This is a genomic window from Bradyrhizobium sp., assembly GCF_030654605.1.
Lineage (GTDB): Bacteria > Pseudomonadota > Alphaproteobacteria > Rhizobiales > Xanthobacteraceae > Bradyrhizobium.
This window is the reverse complement of the sequence record NZ_JAURXB010000174.1, coordinates 1-16066: the sequence shown is the minus strand read 5'-3', so window position 1 is coordinate 16066 and position 16066 is coordinate 1. Positions and strand designations below refer to the sequence as shown.

Genomic DNA, 16066 nt, shown 5'->3' with positions numbered 1-16066 from the left:
CTCGCTAATATGTCGGGGCAAGCCTCAAAAGGAAACCAGATCAAAGATGGCCAAGGCAGTTACTGAAATTCGCTCGCTGGCGCGCAGCCACACCAGGACGGCGCTCAAAGTCCTGGTCGGCGTCATGCGATCGGAAGACGCTACGCCGGCGGCGCGGGTGTCCGCGGCCAACGCCATTCTGGATCGTGGCTGGGGCAAGGCGCCGCAGGCAATCCAGGATGGCGGCGACGGCTTGCGGGAACTGATCCATAAAATCGAGCGTATCATTGTCCACCCTGAAAATTCCCACAGCTAGCATCTTCGAGCCGCTCTTGGCACCGTCGCGCTACAAGGGCGCGTATGGGGGGCGCGGCTCGGGAAAATCCATCAGATAGGAGCGGGAACGTTCCGCTCCTTCCGAGATTGCGACACCCGCCCGGTGGCCTGCTGGCCACCGGGCTTTTTTTTGCTTTTGGGGGGATGCGGGTGATATCCAGCATTTGGCCTTCTGTTGCCCCAAGCTGGATCGCCTAGGTCAATACCTTTGCTGGCCGGCCATCGACGCAAGACGTGCCCCGGGGATGAGCGCATTGGACAATGCCCTTCGTTCCGTCTGCACCATGGCTTGCTGCGCAGCAAAACGAGACCGTCGCAAATAGTTCATGCGTGGCCTATACTTGATCGCCTCGGTAGTATTGAAATCGTTCCTGGAGATACCTCTCCTTGAAATCGGAGCTTTTGGCATGAAGACCGCCCGTTTTTTCCTGACGTTGCTCGTGCTGTTGCTGGCGGCGCCGTTGCAATTTGCCAAGGCGGCTGACGTCATCTGTTACAACTGCCCACCGGAATGGGCGGACTGGGCCTCAATGCTCAAGGCCATCAAGACCGATCTCACCTACGATATCCCCCATGACAACAAGAATTCCGGTCAGGCGCTGGCGCAGATTCTGGCCGAAAAGAGCAATCCGGTCGGCGATATCGGCTATTTCGGTGTCACTTTCGGCATGAAGGCAAAGACGCAGGATGCGCTGGAGCCTTACAAGCCGGCAAAGTGGGAGCAGGTTGCCCCCGGTTTGAAGGATGCGGACGGCTACTGGACCACGATTCACTCCGGCACCCTTGGCCTGTTTGTCAACAAGGACGCGCTCGGCGGTAAACCGGTGCCCGCTTGCTGGAAGGACCTCCTGAAGCCGGAGTACAAGGGTATGGTGGGCTATCTCGACCCGTCGTCCGCCGCTGTCGGATATGTCGGCGCCGTCGCGATCAACATGGCGCTCGGTGGTACCGCGGCCAATTTCGATCCCGCCATCAGCTTCTTCAAGGCGCTGAGGAAGAACGATCCAATCGTACCCAAGCAGACATCCTATGCCCGCGTGGTTTCCGGCGAAGTGCCGATCCTGCTGGACTATGATTTCAACGCCTATCGCGCCAAATACTCCGAAAAGGGCAATTTTGAATACGTGATACCGTGCGAGGGGTCCGTAGTGTTTCCCTACGTCGCCGGCCTCGTCAAGAACGCGCCGAACAAGGACAAGGCCAAAAAGGTGCTGGACTATCTCCTGTCCGACAAGGGGCAGGCGATCTGGACCAACGCCTATCTGCGCCCGGCACGCCCGATCGAATTGCCCGAGGCCGTCAAAAAGAAGTTTCTGCCGGATAGCGACTACGCGCGTGCGAAGAGTGTTGACTGGGGCCAGATGGAATCCGTGCAAAAAGGTTTCGTAGACCGCTATCTCGCCGAGGTCCGCTGATGCACTATGGGGCCCTGCATTAGGGGCGCCCTTTCTCCATGCCGCATAGATACTTCGTCTGGCTGTGCCTGCTGCCGCTCGCCGTGTTGACGGTGGCGTTCTTTCTGCTGCCGATGGCAAGGCTGGTAGTGACCGGAGCCGAAGGCCCGCAAGGGTTGGCCGGATACCTGGCCATCCTGGTCGAACCGCGCTATCGCGCCACACTGATCAACACGGTTCTGCTGGCAGCGGCCACCACGGTCGTGACGCTTGTCGTTGCGACGGTGGCGGGAATGTTCCTGCAACGTCATCGCTTTCCCGGCCGCGCCGTGCTGATCGCGATGCTGACCTTTCCGCTGGCGTTTCCCGGCGTGGTCGTTGGATTTCTGATTATCCTGCTCGCGGGACGTCAGGGCCTGATCGGCGATCTCTCGAACCGCATGTTCGGCGAGAAGCTGGTCTTTGCCTATTCGATCTTCGGGCTTTTCCTCGGTTACCTCTATTTCTCGATCCCGCGCGTCATTCTAACCATCATGGCCGCGGTCCAGAAACTTGATGTCGGCCTGGAGGAGGCCGCGCGTTCGCTCGGCGCGGGTCCCTGGGCCGTGCAGCGTGATGTGGTGCTGCCGGCGCTTGGGCCTGCGTTCGTGGCCTCGGGTGCGATCGCCTTTGCAACCGCAATGGGCGCATTCGGTACCGCGTTCACGCTTGCGACCAATATCGACGTGCTGCCGATGCTGATCTACACCGAATTCACACTTGCCGCGAATTTCGCAACGTCGGCGGCCCTGTCGGTCGGGCTTGGAATCATTGCCTGGGCCATCCTGGCGCTTGCGCGCTCGTTCAGCGGCAGCACCGTCGCGGCGGCCGGATAAGTCCATGCGCGATCGCCTGATCTTCACCGGCCAGCTCCTGTTTACCCTGCTCGTTGCCGCATTCCTTGTGGTGCCCGCTATCCTGTCGATTTCCGCCGGGGTCACGGTGAATTACTTTCGCGGGATATCCTCGGGCGTGACGTTGCAGTGGGTATTTCAGGTCTGGGAGCTCTATGCCGGCACCATCCTGCTGTCGTTCGTGGTCGCATTCGCAACCCTCGTGTTGACGCTGGTCGCCGGCGTTCCCGCAGCCTATGCATTGCACGTGCGGGGAGGGCGTCTTTCGCGAATCATCGAGGAAGTCATCACGCTGCCGCTGGCGATCCCCGGGCTCGCGATCGCGCTGGCGCTGCTGTTCACCTATCAGGGGTTCGGCGATTTTCGCCGCTCGTGGTTGTTCATCCTCACCGGCCACGTCATCTACACGATGCCGTTCATGGTGCGGTCCGTGATGGCGGTGTTCGCGACGATCGATATCAAGACCCTCGACGAGGGGGCGGCATCGCTGGGCGCCACGCCTTGGCGGCGCTTTCGCGACGTGATCGTTCCCAATGCGGTACCGGGAATACTTGCTGGTTCCTTGATGGTCGTTACGCTCTCGCTCGGCGAATTCAATCTGACGTGGATGCTGCACACGCCTCTCACCAAGACGTTGCCGATTGGTCTTGCCGACAGCTATGCGTCGATGCGGCTGGAAGTGGCATCGGCCTATACGCTGATTTTCTTTGTCATGATCATTCCGCTTCTTGTGGCGATGCAGATGTTTGCCGATCAGGAGCAGAAAAGATGAGTGTACCGGCCGGACATGGCGCATCGGTGCGCATCGAGACCTGCGGCAAGACGTTTGCCGACGGCACGCGCGCGCTTGAGCCCGCTACACTCGACATCGCGCGCGGCGAAACGCTGGTGCTTCTCGGCCCGTCCGGCTGCGGTAAAACCACCATGCTGCGCATCATCGCCGGACTGGAATTGCCGGATGCCGGGGGGCGGGTGTTGTTCGACGACAACGACATGACGTCGGTACCGATCGAACGGCGCAACGTCGGCATGGTATTCCAGTCCTACGCGCTCTTTCCCAACATGAGCGTGGCTGACAATATAGGTTATGGTCTCAAAATCAGAGGTATGGCGAGGCAGGAGCGCGCGGCGCGGGTTGCCGAGCTGGTGGCGCTGACCAATATATCGGGGCTTGAGAACCGCCGGGTCGATCAGCTCTCTGGCGGCCAGCGCCAACGCGTCGCGCTGGCGCGCGCGGTGGCGATCCGGCCGGGTATCCTGCTGCTCGACGAACCTCTGACCGCGCTCGACGCCGCGCTTCGCGATCGGCTGCGTGGCGAACTCAACCGCCTGCTGCGCTCACTCGGCATCACCACGATCTATGTCACGCACGATCAGTCCGAAGCCATGGAGCTGGGGGACCGTATCGTCGTCATGCAGAAGGGGACGATTGCCCAGATCGGCACGCCGCGCGAGATTTATTTCAAGCCGAAGAATCGCTTTGTGGCGGAATTCATTGGTGCCGCGAACATCATCGAGGCACCGGTTGAGAACGGTGACCTTGTGCTACCCGGCGGACGGCAACCTATCGGCGGCGAGGCCAGCCAGACGACCGCGGTGGCCATGATTCGTCCCGAGACGATCCGGATCGTCGAGGAGGGAGCTGCGCCGCTCTCGGGGACCATCGACAGCGTGAGCTTCGTCGGCGACCGGCAGCGGATGCTGGTCAGCGGTGCGTCCGATAAAGTTCTCACCGTCGATGCCCCGAACACCGTCAAGGCCCAGGCGGGCGAACGGATCGGACTTTTGATCGCTGCGGAGGTGGTCCGTCTGTTGCCGCCGGAAAACCGAGGATGAGCCGATGACCCAGAGACCGGTTCTCATCGCGCAGATTTCCGATCTGCACATCAAAGCCCCGGGCCAGCTGGCCTACGGACGCGTCGATACTGCAGTGGCGCTTGAACGTTGTGTGGCCGCCCTGAATGAATTCAGGCCGAGGCCAGACCTCGTGGTAATCTCCGGAGACTTGGCCGATACACCGACGGTTGAGGAATATGAACACCTCAAACGTCTGCTGGCGCGGCTTGAATTGCCCTTCGTCAGTATTCCCGGCAATCACGATTCGCGCGAGATGATGCGCGTGGTGTTTCCGCAGGCCCGTGCCTTGCGAGCGGGGCCGCTCAATCAAAAAATTGAAATCCGGGAACTCGATCTTGTGCTGCTGGATTCCAGCGTGCACGGCAAGCCGCATGGCGAACTCGATGCGCCGACCTTGCAATGGCTCGAGGAGGCTCTGGCTGTCTCGCCGGAGCGGCCGGCACTGTTGTTCCTGCACCATCCGCCGTTCAGGGCGGGGATATGGCACATGGACCGGCAGAACCTCGTCAATGCCGGAGAACTGGCGCTGCTCGTCAGGCGCCATCCACGCGTCCAGCTGATCGCCACAGGACACGTTCATCGCGCAGCTCTGACCATGTTTGCCGGGGTCCCAACTACGATCTGTCCTGCGCCCAATCACGCGGTCGATCTTGACTTGGCGCAACTGCGGCAGCCGTCGTTCAAGGTCGAGCCGCCGGCCTTTCATATCCACAGCTGGTTTGCCGGAGAGGGCTTCGGCAGCGTGGTGACGCATCAGGTTTCGATCGGCCAATACGACGGGCCGCATCCGTTTTTCGGACCGGACGGGAAGCTGCTATAGTAGAGCAGGCGACCGAGCCGTCGTCCTGTACAGGCCGCATGAGTTGACTTTGAAACTCGGCCGGCTGCAAATGTCGGCAACGAATTTGCAGAAGGAAACATCATGGCTGACGCCTGGATCATCGACGCATGCAGAACGCCGCGAGGCATCGGCAAGGCCGGCAAGGGCGCGCTGGCAGGCATTCACCCGCAGCAACTCGGAGCGGCCGTGTTGCGGGCGCTGGCCGACCGTACCGGGATCGATACCGCCGACGTCGAGGATATCGTGTGGGGCACCAGTTCCCAGCGCGGTCCGCAGAGCGGCGATCTCGGCCGGATGTCGGCGCTCGACGCGGGCTATGACGTTCGCACCAGCGGCGTCACGCTCGATCGATTCTGCGGATCCGGCATCACCAGCGTTAACATGGCGGCCGCCTCCATCATGTCTGGATCCGAGGATCTGGTGATCGCGGGTGGCACCGAGATGATGTCGATGGAAGGCCGCCGTGGCGAAGGGCCGTTGATGATGGACGCCGGCAATCTGCGCCTGCGCGCCAGGCATCCGCAGTCGCATCAAGGCGTCTGCGCCGATGCCGTCGCAACGCTCGAAGGCATTACGCGGCGGGATGTCGACAGGCTGGGGTTCGAGAGCCAGCAGAAGGCGGCTGCAGCCATCGAGGCCGGCTATTTCGACAAGAGCCTGGTTCCCGTTTATCGCGAAGACGGCAGCCTTGCGCTCAACCGGGAGGAGTATCCGCGGCCGCAGACCACGCTCGAAGGGCTGGCCGGTCTAAAGCCCGCCTTCACGGCGGTGGCGGACTATCCGCTCGATGACAAAGGCACCACCTACCGCAACCTGATCCTGCAAAAGTATCCCGACCTCGAGATCGATTTCATGCATCACGCCGGCAATTCATCCGGTGTCGTCGACGGCTCGGCGGCGATCCTGCTGGCATCGCCCAGCTACGCCAGGGCCCACGGCCTGAAGCCGCGCGCACGTGTCGTTGCGATGGCAAATATGGGCGACTCTCCCACGTTGATGCTCAATGCCCCGGTCCCGGCGGCGCGCAAGGTGCTGGCCAAAGCGGGGCTCACGCTGGATGATATCGATCTTTTCGAAATCAACGAGGCCTTTGCGGTCGTGACCGAGAAGTTCATCAGGGATCTCGAACTCGACCGCGGCAAGGTCAATGTCAACGGCGGGTCGATTGCTCTGGGTCATCCCATCGGCGCAACCGGCTCGATCTTGATCGGCACCATTCTCGATGAACTGGAGCGACGTGACCTCAGGCGCGGCCTGGTGACCATGTGCGCCGCGGGTGGTATGGCGCCCGCGATCATTATCGAGCGCTTATAGCTGGCGAGTGCGTGGCGCGGCTGGCGTGAACGCCGGCCGCGGTGCTCGACTTTATCATCCCGAGATCACTCCAGTTTGGCCAGCTTCCGGTAGGTCGCGACCGTTTCCCTTATCAATCGCTTTTCGCGCTTGCGGCTCAGAAATTGCCAAGGCACCCGGACGCCCTCACGCTCCAGAGCGACCGCGAGCGAATGGCCTCTTGCATCGTCGTTCAACTGTCCGAGGGCTTTTTGCGCCTTACGCAAGTATTTCAGCGCCGTCTGCTGCCGAGAGAATTTCCTGTTCGTAAACAGGTCTTCGAAAGATCCGATCGAGTAGGACAGTTTCTTGTTCAGCAGACGCAGCCGATGCCGTTTTGCCGTGTCCATTTTCGGCAGCTTGCGGCTCTTCTTCAGCAACTTCTCCTGCCATCGCCTCAGTTTGCGGAGGCTAAAGGCCTCAATCGGAGAAGCGCGTTTCAGCGCGGCCCGTTTGCCTCTCCTGATCGACCAAGGTCCACGCTCGATCCAGTCGGATGTGCTTTTGACCAGGCGCCGATATCTGACTGACCGGAGCGCGCGCGCCAGATCTCGGTGGGCTTCGGCGCGCTTCGCGGTCCAGGCCCGATAATGGGGTATTGCTTGCGGTCGGCGTTTGTCGATTTTCTTAAGCCGTTCTATCGCGACGTCCAGATCTCGCATGACGCCCAGATGGGCGTTCAGCCACTTCAATTCGGCTCTTACTCGCGTCCGCGCGGCGTCTGCAACCATCGGCGAGAAAAATAAGATGGCCGAACGCAGGTGAGTCAGCGCGATGCGCATCCGGTGTAAGGCAACCGGGTCGCCTCCGCAGGTTGCGTCATGGTTCGCCGTCAAATCTGCCAGATAACGGCGTGCTACTATTCGAAATGCGGTGTCGCATGCCATCGCTGCATTCAGTCGCGGGGCAGAATCGCGGCGTTGTTGCGCCCGGTTGACGGGGGCGGCGACTGGATTGCCTGATTTTGGGGACGGTGACATGCTGTTTCCTGATATCGGCCCTGAGCCGCCTCACCAGTAGCAATCCGAGTTCGGCAGTGTTCCAGAATTTGCTCCGGTGTTCCAGATCAGGGCGTCGACTGAACCTTCGCACACGTCTGTTTCTCCCGAAGGGAATCATATCGCGAACGGACCCATGCATACGGCACCGAGTGCGCGTTCCCTTGACCTCAATCAAATGCATGCCGAAGGGATTATCTATTAGTTTGAAGTTCCTGTTGTTTTAATGAAAAGCAACGATAGATGCGCAAGATCACCTGTCGCCTGTGCGCTGGTGCGGCCAAAACAGTCATCGCGCTGCCATCGGGCTGGGTTATGCTGGGTTATGATGCCGCATCGGCCCGCCCGGTCACACGCACGAGCGCGCGCTTCCCAACCCACAGGCCGGCGCGAGCCGGGCAATTGAACCAATGTCAACCTATCGTCTGCAGAATGTGCTTTCGCCCCGTTCGGTCGCGCTGGTCGGGGCCAGTCCGCGGCGAGCATCGGTCGGGCGCGCCATTCTCGAAAATATTCGCAAAGCGGGATTCCAGGGGGAATTCGGGCTCGTGAATCCAAGCTATGCCGAGATCGAAGATGTTCGCAGCGTCGGCAGTTTGAGTGAACTGCCGTTCGTACCTGAACTCGTGGTGATCACGGCGCCGGTGCCGGCCATCGCAGGCTTGGTCGATGAAGCAGGAAGGCTGGGTGCGGCGGGCGCCTTGATTATCACTGCTGGGCTTGGCCATGGTGCGGGGTCGCTTGCTGAGGCGGTCGAACGCGCAGCTCACAAGTATGGAATGAGGTTGATAGGCCCCAATTGTCTTGGCGTCATGATGCCGGGCGCAAGCCTCAATGCCAGCTTTTCCGCGCACATGCCGGGCCCGGGAAGTCTGGCGCTGATCTCCCAGTCCGGCGCCATTGCCGCCGGGATGGTGGATTGGGCGGCGCAGCGTGCGGTGGGCTTTTCCGGAATTGTCTCCATCGGCGACCAACTCGACGTCGATATCGGCGATCTGCTGGATTATTTCGCGATGGACGGCAAGACGAGAGCGATTCTGCTCTATGTCGAAGCGATCAAGGACGCCAGCAAGTTTATGTCCGCGGCGCGCGCCGCCGCCAGGATCAAGCCTGTTGTGGTCGTTAAATCCGGCCGCTTGGCGCAAGGCGCGAAGGCGGCTGCGACCCACACCGGCGCACTGGCCGGGTCGGATGCGGTCTACGATGCTGCGTTCCGTCGCGCCGGCATCTTGCGGGTATCCGATCTGCGCGAGTTGTTCGATTGCGCCGAAACGCTGGGCCGCCTCGAATCGCCGCCGGGCAAGCGGTTGGCGATCCTGACCAATGGCGGCGGCATCGGCGTTCTGGCGGTCGACAGGCTTGTCGATTTGGGAGGAATTCCAGCTACAATCGGCCCTGAGACCAGGCAGAAGCTCGACGCAATATTGCCCCGGACATGGTCCGGCTCGAATCCCGTCGACATCGTTGGCGACGCCGGCCCCGAGCGTTACGCAGCAGCGCTCGAATTGCTGCTGGCCGATGCGAGCAATGACGCCGTCCTGGTCATGAACGTCCAGACCGCGATCGCTTCGGCTAACGACATCGCCGCTACCGTAACCGCAGTGGTCGGCAAGTACCGTGAGAAATATCGCCGCTCGGCCAAGCCGGTGCTCGCGGTCTGGGTCGGAGCGCGCCAGAACATCGGCGACCTCCTGAGCGGCGCCGGGATTCCCAATTACCCTACCGAGGATGACGCGGTGCGCGGCTTCATGCACCTTGTGAAGCATCGCGAGGTCGTGACCGCGCTGGCGCAGGTCCCGCCTGCCATGCCAAGCGAGTTCGCGCCCGATAGCGAGGCCGCTCGCGCAATCGTGGCGGGCGCGCTGACCGATGGCCGCCGGTGGCTCGACCCGGTCGAAGTCAGGCGGCTGCTCGAGGCTTATGACATCGCGATGGTTCCCACGTTTGCAGCCGCCGATGCCGATCAGGCGGTCGCTTACGCTTCGGAGATATTCGCGCAGGGCGCGACCGTGGTGCTCAAGATCATGTCGCGGGACATTGTTCATAAATCCGATGTCGGTGGCGTCGTTCTCAATCTTACCACCCCTGAGGCGGTGCGTGATGCGACGGCCGGCATCCTGTCGCGGGCCAAGGCGCTTCGCCCGGAGGCAAGGATATCCGGCGTCATCGTGCAGGCGATGGTGGTCCGGCTGAAGGCGCGCGAACTCATTCTTGGCTTCGCCGACGATCCAACTTTCGGCACCGTGATCGTGTTCGGCCGAGGCGGTACTGCGGTCGAGATCATCAACGACAAGGCGCTGGCGCTGCCGCCGCTGGACCTGCAACTGGCGCGGGACCTGATCGAGCGCACCCGCGTCTCGAGGCTGTTACGCGCCTATCGGGATGTACCTGCGGTCAAGCCGGATTCCGTTGCGATGGTTTTGGTCAAGTTGGCGCAGATGGCTGCGGATATTCCAGAGATCCGGGAACTGGACATCAATCCCTTGCTGGCTGACGAAGCAGGAGTGCTCGCGGTCGATGCGCGCATCGCCGTCGGGACGGTGGAGCGAAAGTTCAAGGGGTCGGGCCCCGGCAATTTCGCAGTGCGGGCCTATCCGTCGCAATGGGAGCGCCACCTGGAGGTCAAGGACGGCTGGCGGGTCTTCGTGCGCCCGATCCGCCCCGAGGATGAGCCGCTGATCCATGAACTCCTGCGACATGTCACCAGCCATGATCTGCGGCTGCGTTTCTTTGCGCCGATGAAGGAGTTTACCCACGAATTCATCGCCCGGCTAACCCAGCTCGACTATGCCCGCGCGATGGCCTTCGTCGCGGTAGACGAGGCCACTGACGAGTTGCTCGGCGTCGTTCGAATCCATTCGGACTCGATCTATGAGAGCGGCGAATACGCCATTCTCTTGCGCTCCGATCTCAAGGGCAGGGGGCTCGGCTGGGCATTGATGCAGCTGATCATCGAATACGCCAGGTCAGAAGGGCTCAAGGTGATCGCCGGCGACGTCCTCCAGGAGAACACAGTGATGCTGGGGATGTGTCGAAACCTTGGGTTCGAAGTGAAAGCCGATCCTCACGAGCACGGCATTTGCAACGTCAAGCTCAAGCTTTAAGGCGACGAAAACGCAGGCGGCTGGTGCAGGTTCTCGTTTCAGCCGCCAGACTGCAACGGCGCTATTCCAGCGTCTTCAGAAACGACAGCAGATCATTGATCTGGTCTGGCTCGAGCCGGAACTCCGGCATGGTCGGATGGCCGGTGACGATTCCCTCGGCCAGTGCTTCGGCGAGGGACTCTATCGGATAGCGTTTGTGCAAGGTGCGGAACGGCGGCGCGATCTGGAGCGGGCTTGGAGTTACCTGGTCGATCGAATGGCAGCGCGCGCAATTGGTCAGTGCGAACGTCTTGCCACGCTGCTCGGCGGGCGAGGCAGCCAGTGCCGGTGCTGTCAGCATCAGTGTCACGAAGGCTTGACGCAGGGCAAATCGCAGCATGGCGGGCCGATCTTTTCTGTGACGGACATGCCTTGATAGAGCCGCAAAGCCGGCGGTCCTTGATCTGCATCAACCGGTAAATGGAGGATCCATTAAGATGCAGCGGATCGGCAGCTCATTTGGCTGCCGTCGGCCCGCGCTGGAGTAGTGCATGAAGATTTCTCTGGTCGCCGGCGATCCGGCTGGGCAGCCCTGTGCCGATTGCGCGATACGCTGCCTCAGCGTTTGCGCCGCGCTCGACAAGGCCGAACTGCGGGAACTGGTGCATCTGGGGCGCCGTGTCGATTTCCTGTCCTGCGAGACCGTGTTTGGGCAGGAGGAAATGACGACGTCTGTTTACAATCTTCTTGAGGGCGTCATGCGCCTTTACAAGCTGCTGCCCGATGGCCGACGGCAGATCGTTGGCTTTGCCTTGCCCGGCGCCTTCCTGGGGATGGCGATATCAGCGCGTCATGGCTTCTCGGCGGACGCGATCGGCACTGTTGCCGTTTGCCGGTTCTCCAAGACTTCGTTTGCACGCTTCATCGAGGAAAAGCCGCACCTTCTGCGCCGCATCAACGAATTGACCATTCTCGAACTGAGTCGCGCACAGGACCACATGGTCCTCCTCGGCCGTCGCTCGGCGGAAGAGAAAGTCGCGACCTTCCTGCTCAGTTGGCGCGATCGGCTGGCTCAGCTGAGGGGGCCGGAAAATTCGGTGCCGTTGCCAATGAGCCGCCAGGACATTGCGGATTTTCTCGGCCTGACCATTGAAACGGTCAGCCGGACCTTCACCAAGCTGGAACGCGACCGCGTGATCGGAATCCAGCCTGGAAGCGTGTGCTTGCTGGATCCGGCGCGCGCCGAGGCGATGGCCGCGGCCTGACATAGCCGGCCGGCGCGCTCCCCGTACCTTTTGCGAATTTGATCCGCATCAACGTCCGATAGTGTCGACTGGCGATAATGCATCCGTTTTCTAGCGGAGGCCGTCATGTCAATGCTGGTGGTTGCGGGCGTACTGTCGGTATTCGCGGTGTTCGCCGTTGTGCTGATCTGGGGTGATTTTCAAACGCGGTCGGCGCGGCGAGAGACTTACGGAATTCCTCAATGGCGTCGAAATTCCTGAGCATGGCCGCTGCTGCCACGGGGCAGCTGCTGACATGCCGCGGCTTGCAGCGATGAGCATCTGACGGGCGGAGCCGGCCCTTCACCGTTCGCTGACGTCGGCCACGCATCCTGTGGATGCGCTATCTTGGATCCGCTACCACAGGCGATAATTCGCTCCGCCAGAATTGTCACCCAATCACTCCCATCCCAAAAATCCCATCCGGCGCTTTGCTTGCCCGCGCCCCCGTCATGCGCATAATGCCGCTGCAAATGCTTGTTCCGCCATGATCTTTCGCTAATCTGAATCCGGGGTGGATGGAGGAGCCGAGGGTGCGTTGTCAGGTTTGTCAGTCGACCCTGAAAGCCGGCGACGTGTATTGCTCGTCCTGCGGTGCGGTCGTCCCCGAACATCCTCCAGCAGCTCCCGAAGTTCGCGGCCGCATCGCCGGCGAGCGGAAATATCTCACGGTGCTCTGCGCTGATCTGCAGCGCTCGACCGATTTGATCTCGGAGCTGGACCCCGAGGCGGCGATTTCCCGGCTCGAGCCGGCGCTGATTGCGATGCGCACCGCCGTCCGCCGCAATCGCGGGATCGTCAGCAAGGAAGGCGGCGACGGGCTGATCGCGCTTTTCGGCGCCCCGCATGCCGACGACAATCACGCCGTCATGGCCTGTCACGCTGCGGTCGAACTGGTTCGCCGGGTCAGGCTGTTGAACGATCCGGCGCTTCTGGTGCGGGTCGGGGTTCATTCCGGCTATGTCGTCGCCCATGTGATCGAGGCCGACTTCTCCTCGATCTATGAAGCGGGGGGGCCTGCGGTCCATCTGGTCAAGCGGCTCGAAAATGCCGCGCAAGCCGGGCAAATCCTGGTCTCGGAATCCTGCCAGAGCCTGGCCGCAGGCCTGGTGACTTTCAACGCGTTACCCCCGAGGCGGCTGGAGGGGTTTTCCGCGCTTGTTCCCTGCTACGAACTTGTCGAAATCAGCGGGCTTACCCGCTGGCGCGCCCGCTCGACCAAAGGGCTTTCGTCGTTTGTCGGACGCGCCGAGGAGATTTCCCTGCTCGAGCGGGCGGCGCGGGAGGCCGGTTCGTCCGGACAGATCGTTGCGCTGGTGGGTACCGCCGGCATCGGAAAATCCCGAATCGCTCATGAGTTCGTCGGCACGCTGCGGGAGAAGAACTGGCAGGTGCTGGAGGCGGAAGGCAACCCGCTGGAGCAGGCGGTGCCGTATGCATTGCTGAAGAAGCTGCTCCAGAGCGCGCTGCAGGCGGGCAATGCCGGGCCGGCAGATCAACCTGACCTGCCCGAAGGGCCCGCGCCCGCGCATTCCGACCTTTGGCCGGCCGCGCTTTGCTCGGTTCTGGACCAGCCGGTCACCGACAGCCGCTGGAACGATCTCGAACCGCTGTTGCGGCGCCGCGCGATCATCGATGCCGTCCGCGATGCGATCGACAGGGTGATCGCGAAGCGTCCAACCATCCTGCTTCTTGAGGATCTTCACTGGATCGATGGCCAAAGCGAAACCGCGATCGAGGCTCTGATGTCGTTGACGGCAGGCCACCCCCTGCTGGTGCTGCTGACGTGGCGAACTGAAGACACGCCGGGATGGCTGGCCCGGCTGAACGTACGCCGGATCTGGCTGCGGTCGCTCGATGTCTCCTCGGCGAATGCCTTGCTCGACGATCTGCTCGGCACCGGGCCGGATCTCGACGCGCTCAAGACTCGTATCCTTCGCCACACCGGCCAGGTTCCGCTTTTCATCGAGGAAGTGGCGCGGCAACTCCTCAATCGTGGTGTCCTTGACGCCGACGCCGGCCGGTTTGCCGCCAGAACCCCCTGGGAAGCGCTGGAAATTCCGCCCACCGTGCAGGGGGTCATTGCGTCCCGCATCGATCGCCTGCCGAAGGAGGACAAGGCGCTTCTCCAACTCGCTTCCGTCGTCGGACCGCGTATCCCACCCCCCTTGCTGGCGGCAGTGACCGGCATGCCGGCAGCCGAGTTGCAAAGCCGCCTCTGGTCGCTGGAGATTCTGGATTTTCTGGTTGAGTCGCGGTGGCTTGCTGCCCCGGAATACGAATTCGCGCACGATCTCATTCGCGAAGTTGCCTACGATTCGATCCTCCGCCCGCAGCGCGAGGAGCTGCACCGCCGGATTTTGGCCGCGCTGGAGGCCAATGCGCGGGGTCACCAAGAGGAGGCCGCGGAGGCTTTATGCCGCCATGCCGTCAAAGCGCAGGACTGGGCGAAAGCGGACCAGTACGGATACATGGCGGCTAAGAAGGCCTTGGCCAGATCCGCATTCCGCGATGCAACAGAATACTTCCAGATAGCGATGGACGCGGTCGACAAGCAACCGGCCTCGACGGCGCGCGAGCAGCGGGCGATCGATTTGCGCATCGAGGCTAGGCTTGCATTTGCTCCGCTTGGAAGCATGGAACAATGGTTTTCTCTTTGCCGCGATGCGGAAGCGCGTTCCGAGAAAATCAGGGATGAACAGCGGCGACTAGCGTCGATTGTCGCCAAGGCAGTAGCACTGAATTTCTACGGGGCGCCCGTTGAAGCTATCACGGCCTCCGAACAGGCTGTCGCGCTGGCCCACAGCTTGGCTGCCACCGCTTGGCTCGGCTATGCCGAATATGTGCTCGGTCAGGCATATTTCATCTCCGGTCGATATCGGGACGCAGAGCTGCTTCTAAACCGGGCCAGTATGCGGCTGGCCGGCGCACCGGAAAACGTTCCACCGGGAACGACGGGCTCGAGCCTTCTCGTGCTTTGTCATATGATGAAAGCTCTCGTCTATGTGTCGACTGGCGAGTACGACAATTCCGAGCAAAGCTCCCAGCTGGCAAGCGAACTCGCCAAGAGCAACGACCGACCCTACGACATCATCGCCGCCCTTTATGGGCGCGGCCTTGTTCAACTGGGCCACGGCAATCTTGAGGAAGCGGAAAGAGCGCTAGATGAAGCTGCGTTGCTCTCGCGCGAGAGCGAGGTCCGCCTGTTCTTGCCCCTAGTGCTATGCGCGCTCGGGAATCTCCATTTGCAGAAAGGAAACGCCGCCGAAGCCAAAGAAATTCTGTTGAAAGCAAAGGAGGAGGCCGAGGCGCTCGGCCACGCGAGTAGCACGATGCTGGCACCGGTCTATCTCGCTTCGGCCTACGCACAACAAGGCGAGATCTCTCGCGGACTGGAAATCGCGCAGGCCTGCCAGGCGGGAGCAAAGCAAAAAGGCTATCACGGGATTGAAGCGTTGGCCGCTTTTGCCCAAGCTCTCATCTCTGCTCTTCAAGGTGCCCCTGCCGCGGCGGAAACCATGGCCCAACTTGAGCGAGCGATCGAACTGGCAAGCCGGCTTGAAAGCAGGCCTTTGCTGGGGATGGCGAGGGGTACGCTAGCCCGCCTGCTGGTGGCTTCGGGCAGGAAGTCCGAAGCACAGGATGAACTCGCCCAAGCCATCGAGTTGTTCGATAAGTCGAAAATGACTATGCAGATGGAACGTGCTAAGGCAGCTCTCTCCAAGTTATCGGAATTATGACATATTGTAGCCACGGCATATTCAGCCGCGTTACCATGGGAGTGAATGATGGCCTTTGCACCTTATAGCGGAACATTTGAACAAATCATCAATCAGATGCTTGGCCCTGGGAATATCGCTTTGGCGGCCAGCAAGTTTGCGGAGCTGGAAAAGGAGCACGGCCCCTATAGTTTTGGAAAATTCATCAAATATTTTCTGCCAAAGCCGGAGGACTTTAAGGATTGGGAGAAGGACTCCGGCAAAATCTCCGAGCCGGTGCGCCGCCGCCTCACCGAGATCGTTTCGGCCAATCTGAAATCCGCTTCCCCACTGCCGATGTTACTGAAAGTC

At 61.3% G+C, this 16066-nt stretch carries 13 protein-coding genes; 11 read left to right on the top strand and 2 right to left on the bottom strand.

Annotation, left to right across the window (positions count from 1 at the left end; translation table 11 throughout):
- Positions 1-46 precede the first annotated feature (46 nt).
- The 7 genes from Q7U29_RS16150 (at position 47) to Q7U29_RS16120 (ending at position 6614) form a co-directional block, all read left to right on the top strand.
- Positions 47-295: a hypothetical protein gene (locus Q7U29_RS16150; RefSeq protein ID WP_304743128.1), complete on the top strand. Its 249-nt coding sequence runs from the start codon at positions 47-49 to the stop codon at positions 293-295.
- Positions 296-722: 427 nt separating this feature from the next.
- On the top strand, positions 723-1730 hold the full coding sequence (locus Q7U29_RS16145) for an ABC transporter substrate-binding protein (protein WP_304743126.1): 1008 nt from the start codon (positions 723-725) through the stop codon (positions 1728-1730).
- 38 nt (positions 1731-1768) lie between these two features.
- Positions 1769-2584 carry an iron ABC transporter permease gene (locus tag Q7U29_RS16140; RefSeq protein WP_304743124.1) on the top strand — a complete coding sequence of 272 codons (816 nt, stop codon included), beginning with the start codon at positions 1769-1771 and terminating at the stop codon, positions 2582-2584.
- A 4-nt stretch (positions 2585-2588) separates the two neighbouring features.
- Positions 2589-3374: an ABC transporter permease gene (locus tag Q7U29_RS16135; RefSeq protein WP_304743122.1), complete on the top strand. Its 786-nt coding sequence runs from the start codon at positions 2589-2591 to the stop codon at positions 3372-3374.
- The gene (locus tag Q7U29_RS16130) at positions 3371-4438 is read left to right on the top strand and encodes an ABC transporter ATP-binding protein (RefSeq protein WP_304743120.1); all 1068 of its coding nucleotides are present in this window, start codon (positions 3371-3373) and stop codon (positions 4436-4438) included. Before Q7U29_RS16135 ends, Q7U29_RS16130 begins: the two co-directional genes overlap by 4 nt.
- A gap of 4 nt (positions 4439-4442) precedes the next feature.
- Positions 4443-5279 carry a phosphodiesterase gene (locus Q7U29_RS16125; protein ID WP_304743117.1) on the top strand — a complete coding sequence of 279 codons (837 nt, stop codon included), beginning with the start codon at positions 4443-4445 and terminating at the stop codon, positions 5277-5279.
- A 102-nt stretch (positions 5280-5381) separates the two neighbouring features.
- On the top strand, positions 5382-6614 hold the full coding sequence (locus tag Q7U29_RS16120; RefSeq protein ID WP_304743115.1) for an acetyl-CoA C-acetyltransferase: 1233 nt from the start codon (positions 5382-5384) through the stop codon (positions 6612-6614).
- Between the two features lie 65 nt (positions 6615-6679).
- On the opposite strand, the gene Q7U29_RS16115 is transcribed toward Q7U29_RS16120, so the two are convergent.
- Complete coding sequence (locus Q7U29_RS16115) at positions 6680-7612, bottom strand: CHAD domain-containing protein (RefSeq protein WP_304743113.1); 933 nt, start codon at positions 7610-7612, stop codon at positions 6680-6682.
- Positions 7613-8040: 428 nt separating this feature from the next.
- Between Q7U29_RS16115 and Q7U29_RS16110 the strand changes: the two genes are divergently transcribed.
- Entirely contained in the window at positions 8041-10734 is a 2694-nt protein-coding gene (locus Q7U29_RS16110; protein ID WP_304743111.1) for a bifunctional acetate--CoA ligase family protein/GNAT family N-acetyltransferase, read from the top strand.
- A gap of 61 nt (positions 10735-10795) precedes the next feature.
- Here the strand turns inward: Q7U29_RS16110 and Q7U29_RS16105 are convergent, their stop codons facing one another.
- Entirely contained in the window at positions 10796-11113 is a 318-nt protein-coding gene (locus tag Q7U29_RS16105) for a cytochrome c (protein WP_304743109.1), read from the bottom strand.
- Positions 11114-11264: 151 nt separating this feature from the next.
- On the opposite strand from Q7U29_RS16105, the gene Q7U29_RS16100 reads away from it, so the two are divergent.
- The 3 genes from Q7U29_RS16100 to Q7U29_RS16090 all read left to right on the top strand — a co-directional run.
- A complete protein-coding gene (locus tag Q7U29_RS16100; RefSeq protein WP_304743107.1) occupies positions 11265-11978 on the top strand; it encodes a helix-turn-helix domain-containing protein in 714 nt (237 codons plus the stop codon).
- A gap of 551 nt (positions 11979-12529) precedes the next feature.
- A complete protein-coding gene (locus Q7U29_RS16095; protein WP_304743105.1) occupies positions 12530-15736 on the top strand; it encodes an AAA family ATPase in 3207 nt (1068 codons plus the stop codon).
- A gap of 48 nt (positions 15737-15784) precedes the next feature.
- Positions 15785-16066 (top strand): hypothetical protein (locus Q7U29_RS16090; protein WP_304743103.1); only part of this gene is annotated, 282 nt, incomplete at its 3' end.

Excerpts from the sequence above, each read along its gene's own strand:
- Q7U29_RS16150 (WP_304743128.1), top strand. The coding sequence starts at position 47 with ATGGCCAAGGCAGTTACTGAAATTCGCTCGCTGGCGCGCAGCCACACC.
- Q7U29_RS16145 (WP_304743126.1), top strand. The coding sequence starts at position 723 with ATGAAGACCGCCCGTTTTTTCCTGACGTTGCTCGTGCTGTTGCTGGCG.
- Q7U29_RS16140 (WP_304743124.1), top strand. The coding sequence starts at position 1,769 with ATGCCGCATAGATACTTCGTCTGGCTGTGCCTGCTGCCGCTCGCCGTG.
- Q7U29_RS16135 (WP_304743122.1), top strand. The coding sequence starts at position 2,589 with ATGCGCGATCGCCTGATCTTCACCGGCCAGCTCCTGTTTACCCTGCTC.
- Q7U29_RS16130 (WP_304743120.1), top strand. The coding sequence starts at position 3,371 with ATGAGTGTACCGGCCGGACATGGCGCATCGGTGCGCATCGAGACCTGC.
- Q7U29_RS16125 (WP_304743117.1), top strand. The coding sequence starts at position 4,443 with ATGACCCAGAGACCGGTTCTCATCGCGCAGATTTCCGATCTGCACATC.
- Q7U29_RS16120 (WP_304743115.1), top strand. The coding sequence starts at position 5,382 with ATGGCTGACGCCTGGATCATCGACGCATGCAGAACGCCGCGAGGCATC.
- Q7U29_RS16115 (WP_304743113.1), bottom strand. The coding sequence starts at position 7,612 with ATGTCACCGTCCCCAAAATCAGGCAATCCAGTCGCCGCCCCCGTCAAC.
- Q7U29_RS16110 (WP_304743111.1), top strand. The coding sequence starts at position 8,041 with ATGTCAACCTATCGTCTGCAGAATGTGCTTTCGCCCCGTTCGGTCGCG.
- Q7U29_RS16105 (WP_304743109.1), bottom strand. The coding sequence starts at position 11,113 with ATGCTGCGATTTGCCCTGCGTCAAGCCTTCGTGACACTGATGCTGACA.
- Q7U29_RS16100 (WP_304743107.1), top strand. The coding sequence starts at position 11,265 with ATGAAGATTTCTCTGGTCGCCGGCGATCCGGCTGGGCAGCCCTGTGCC.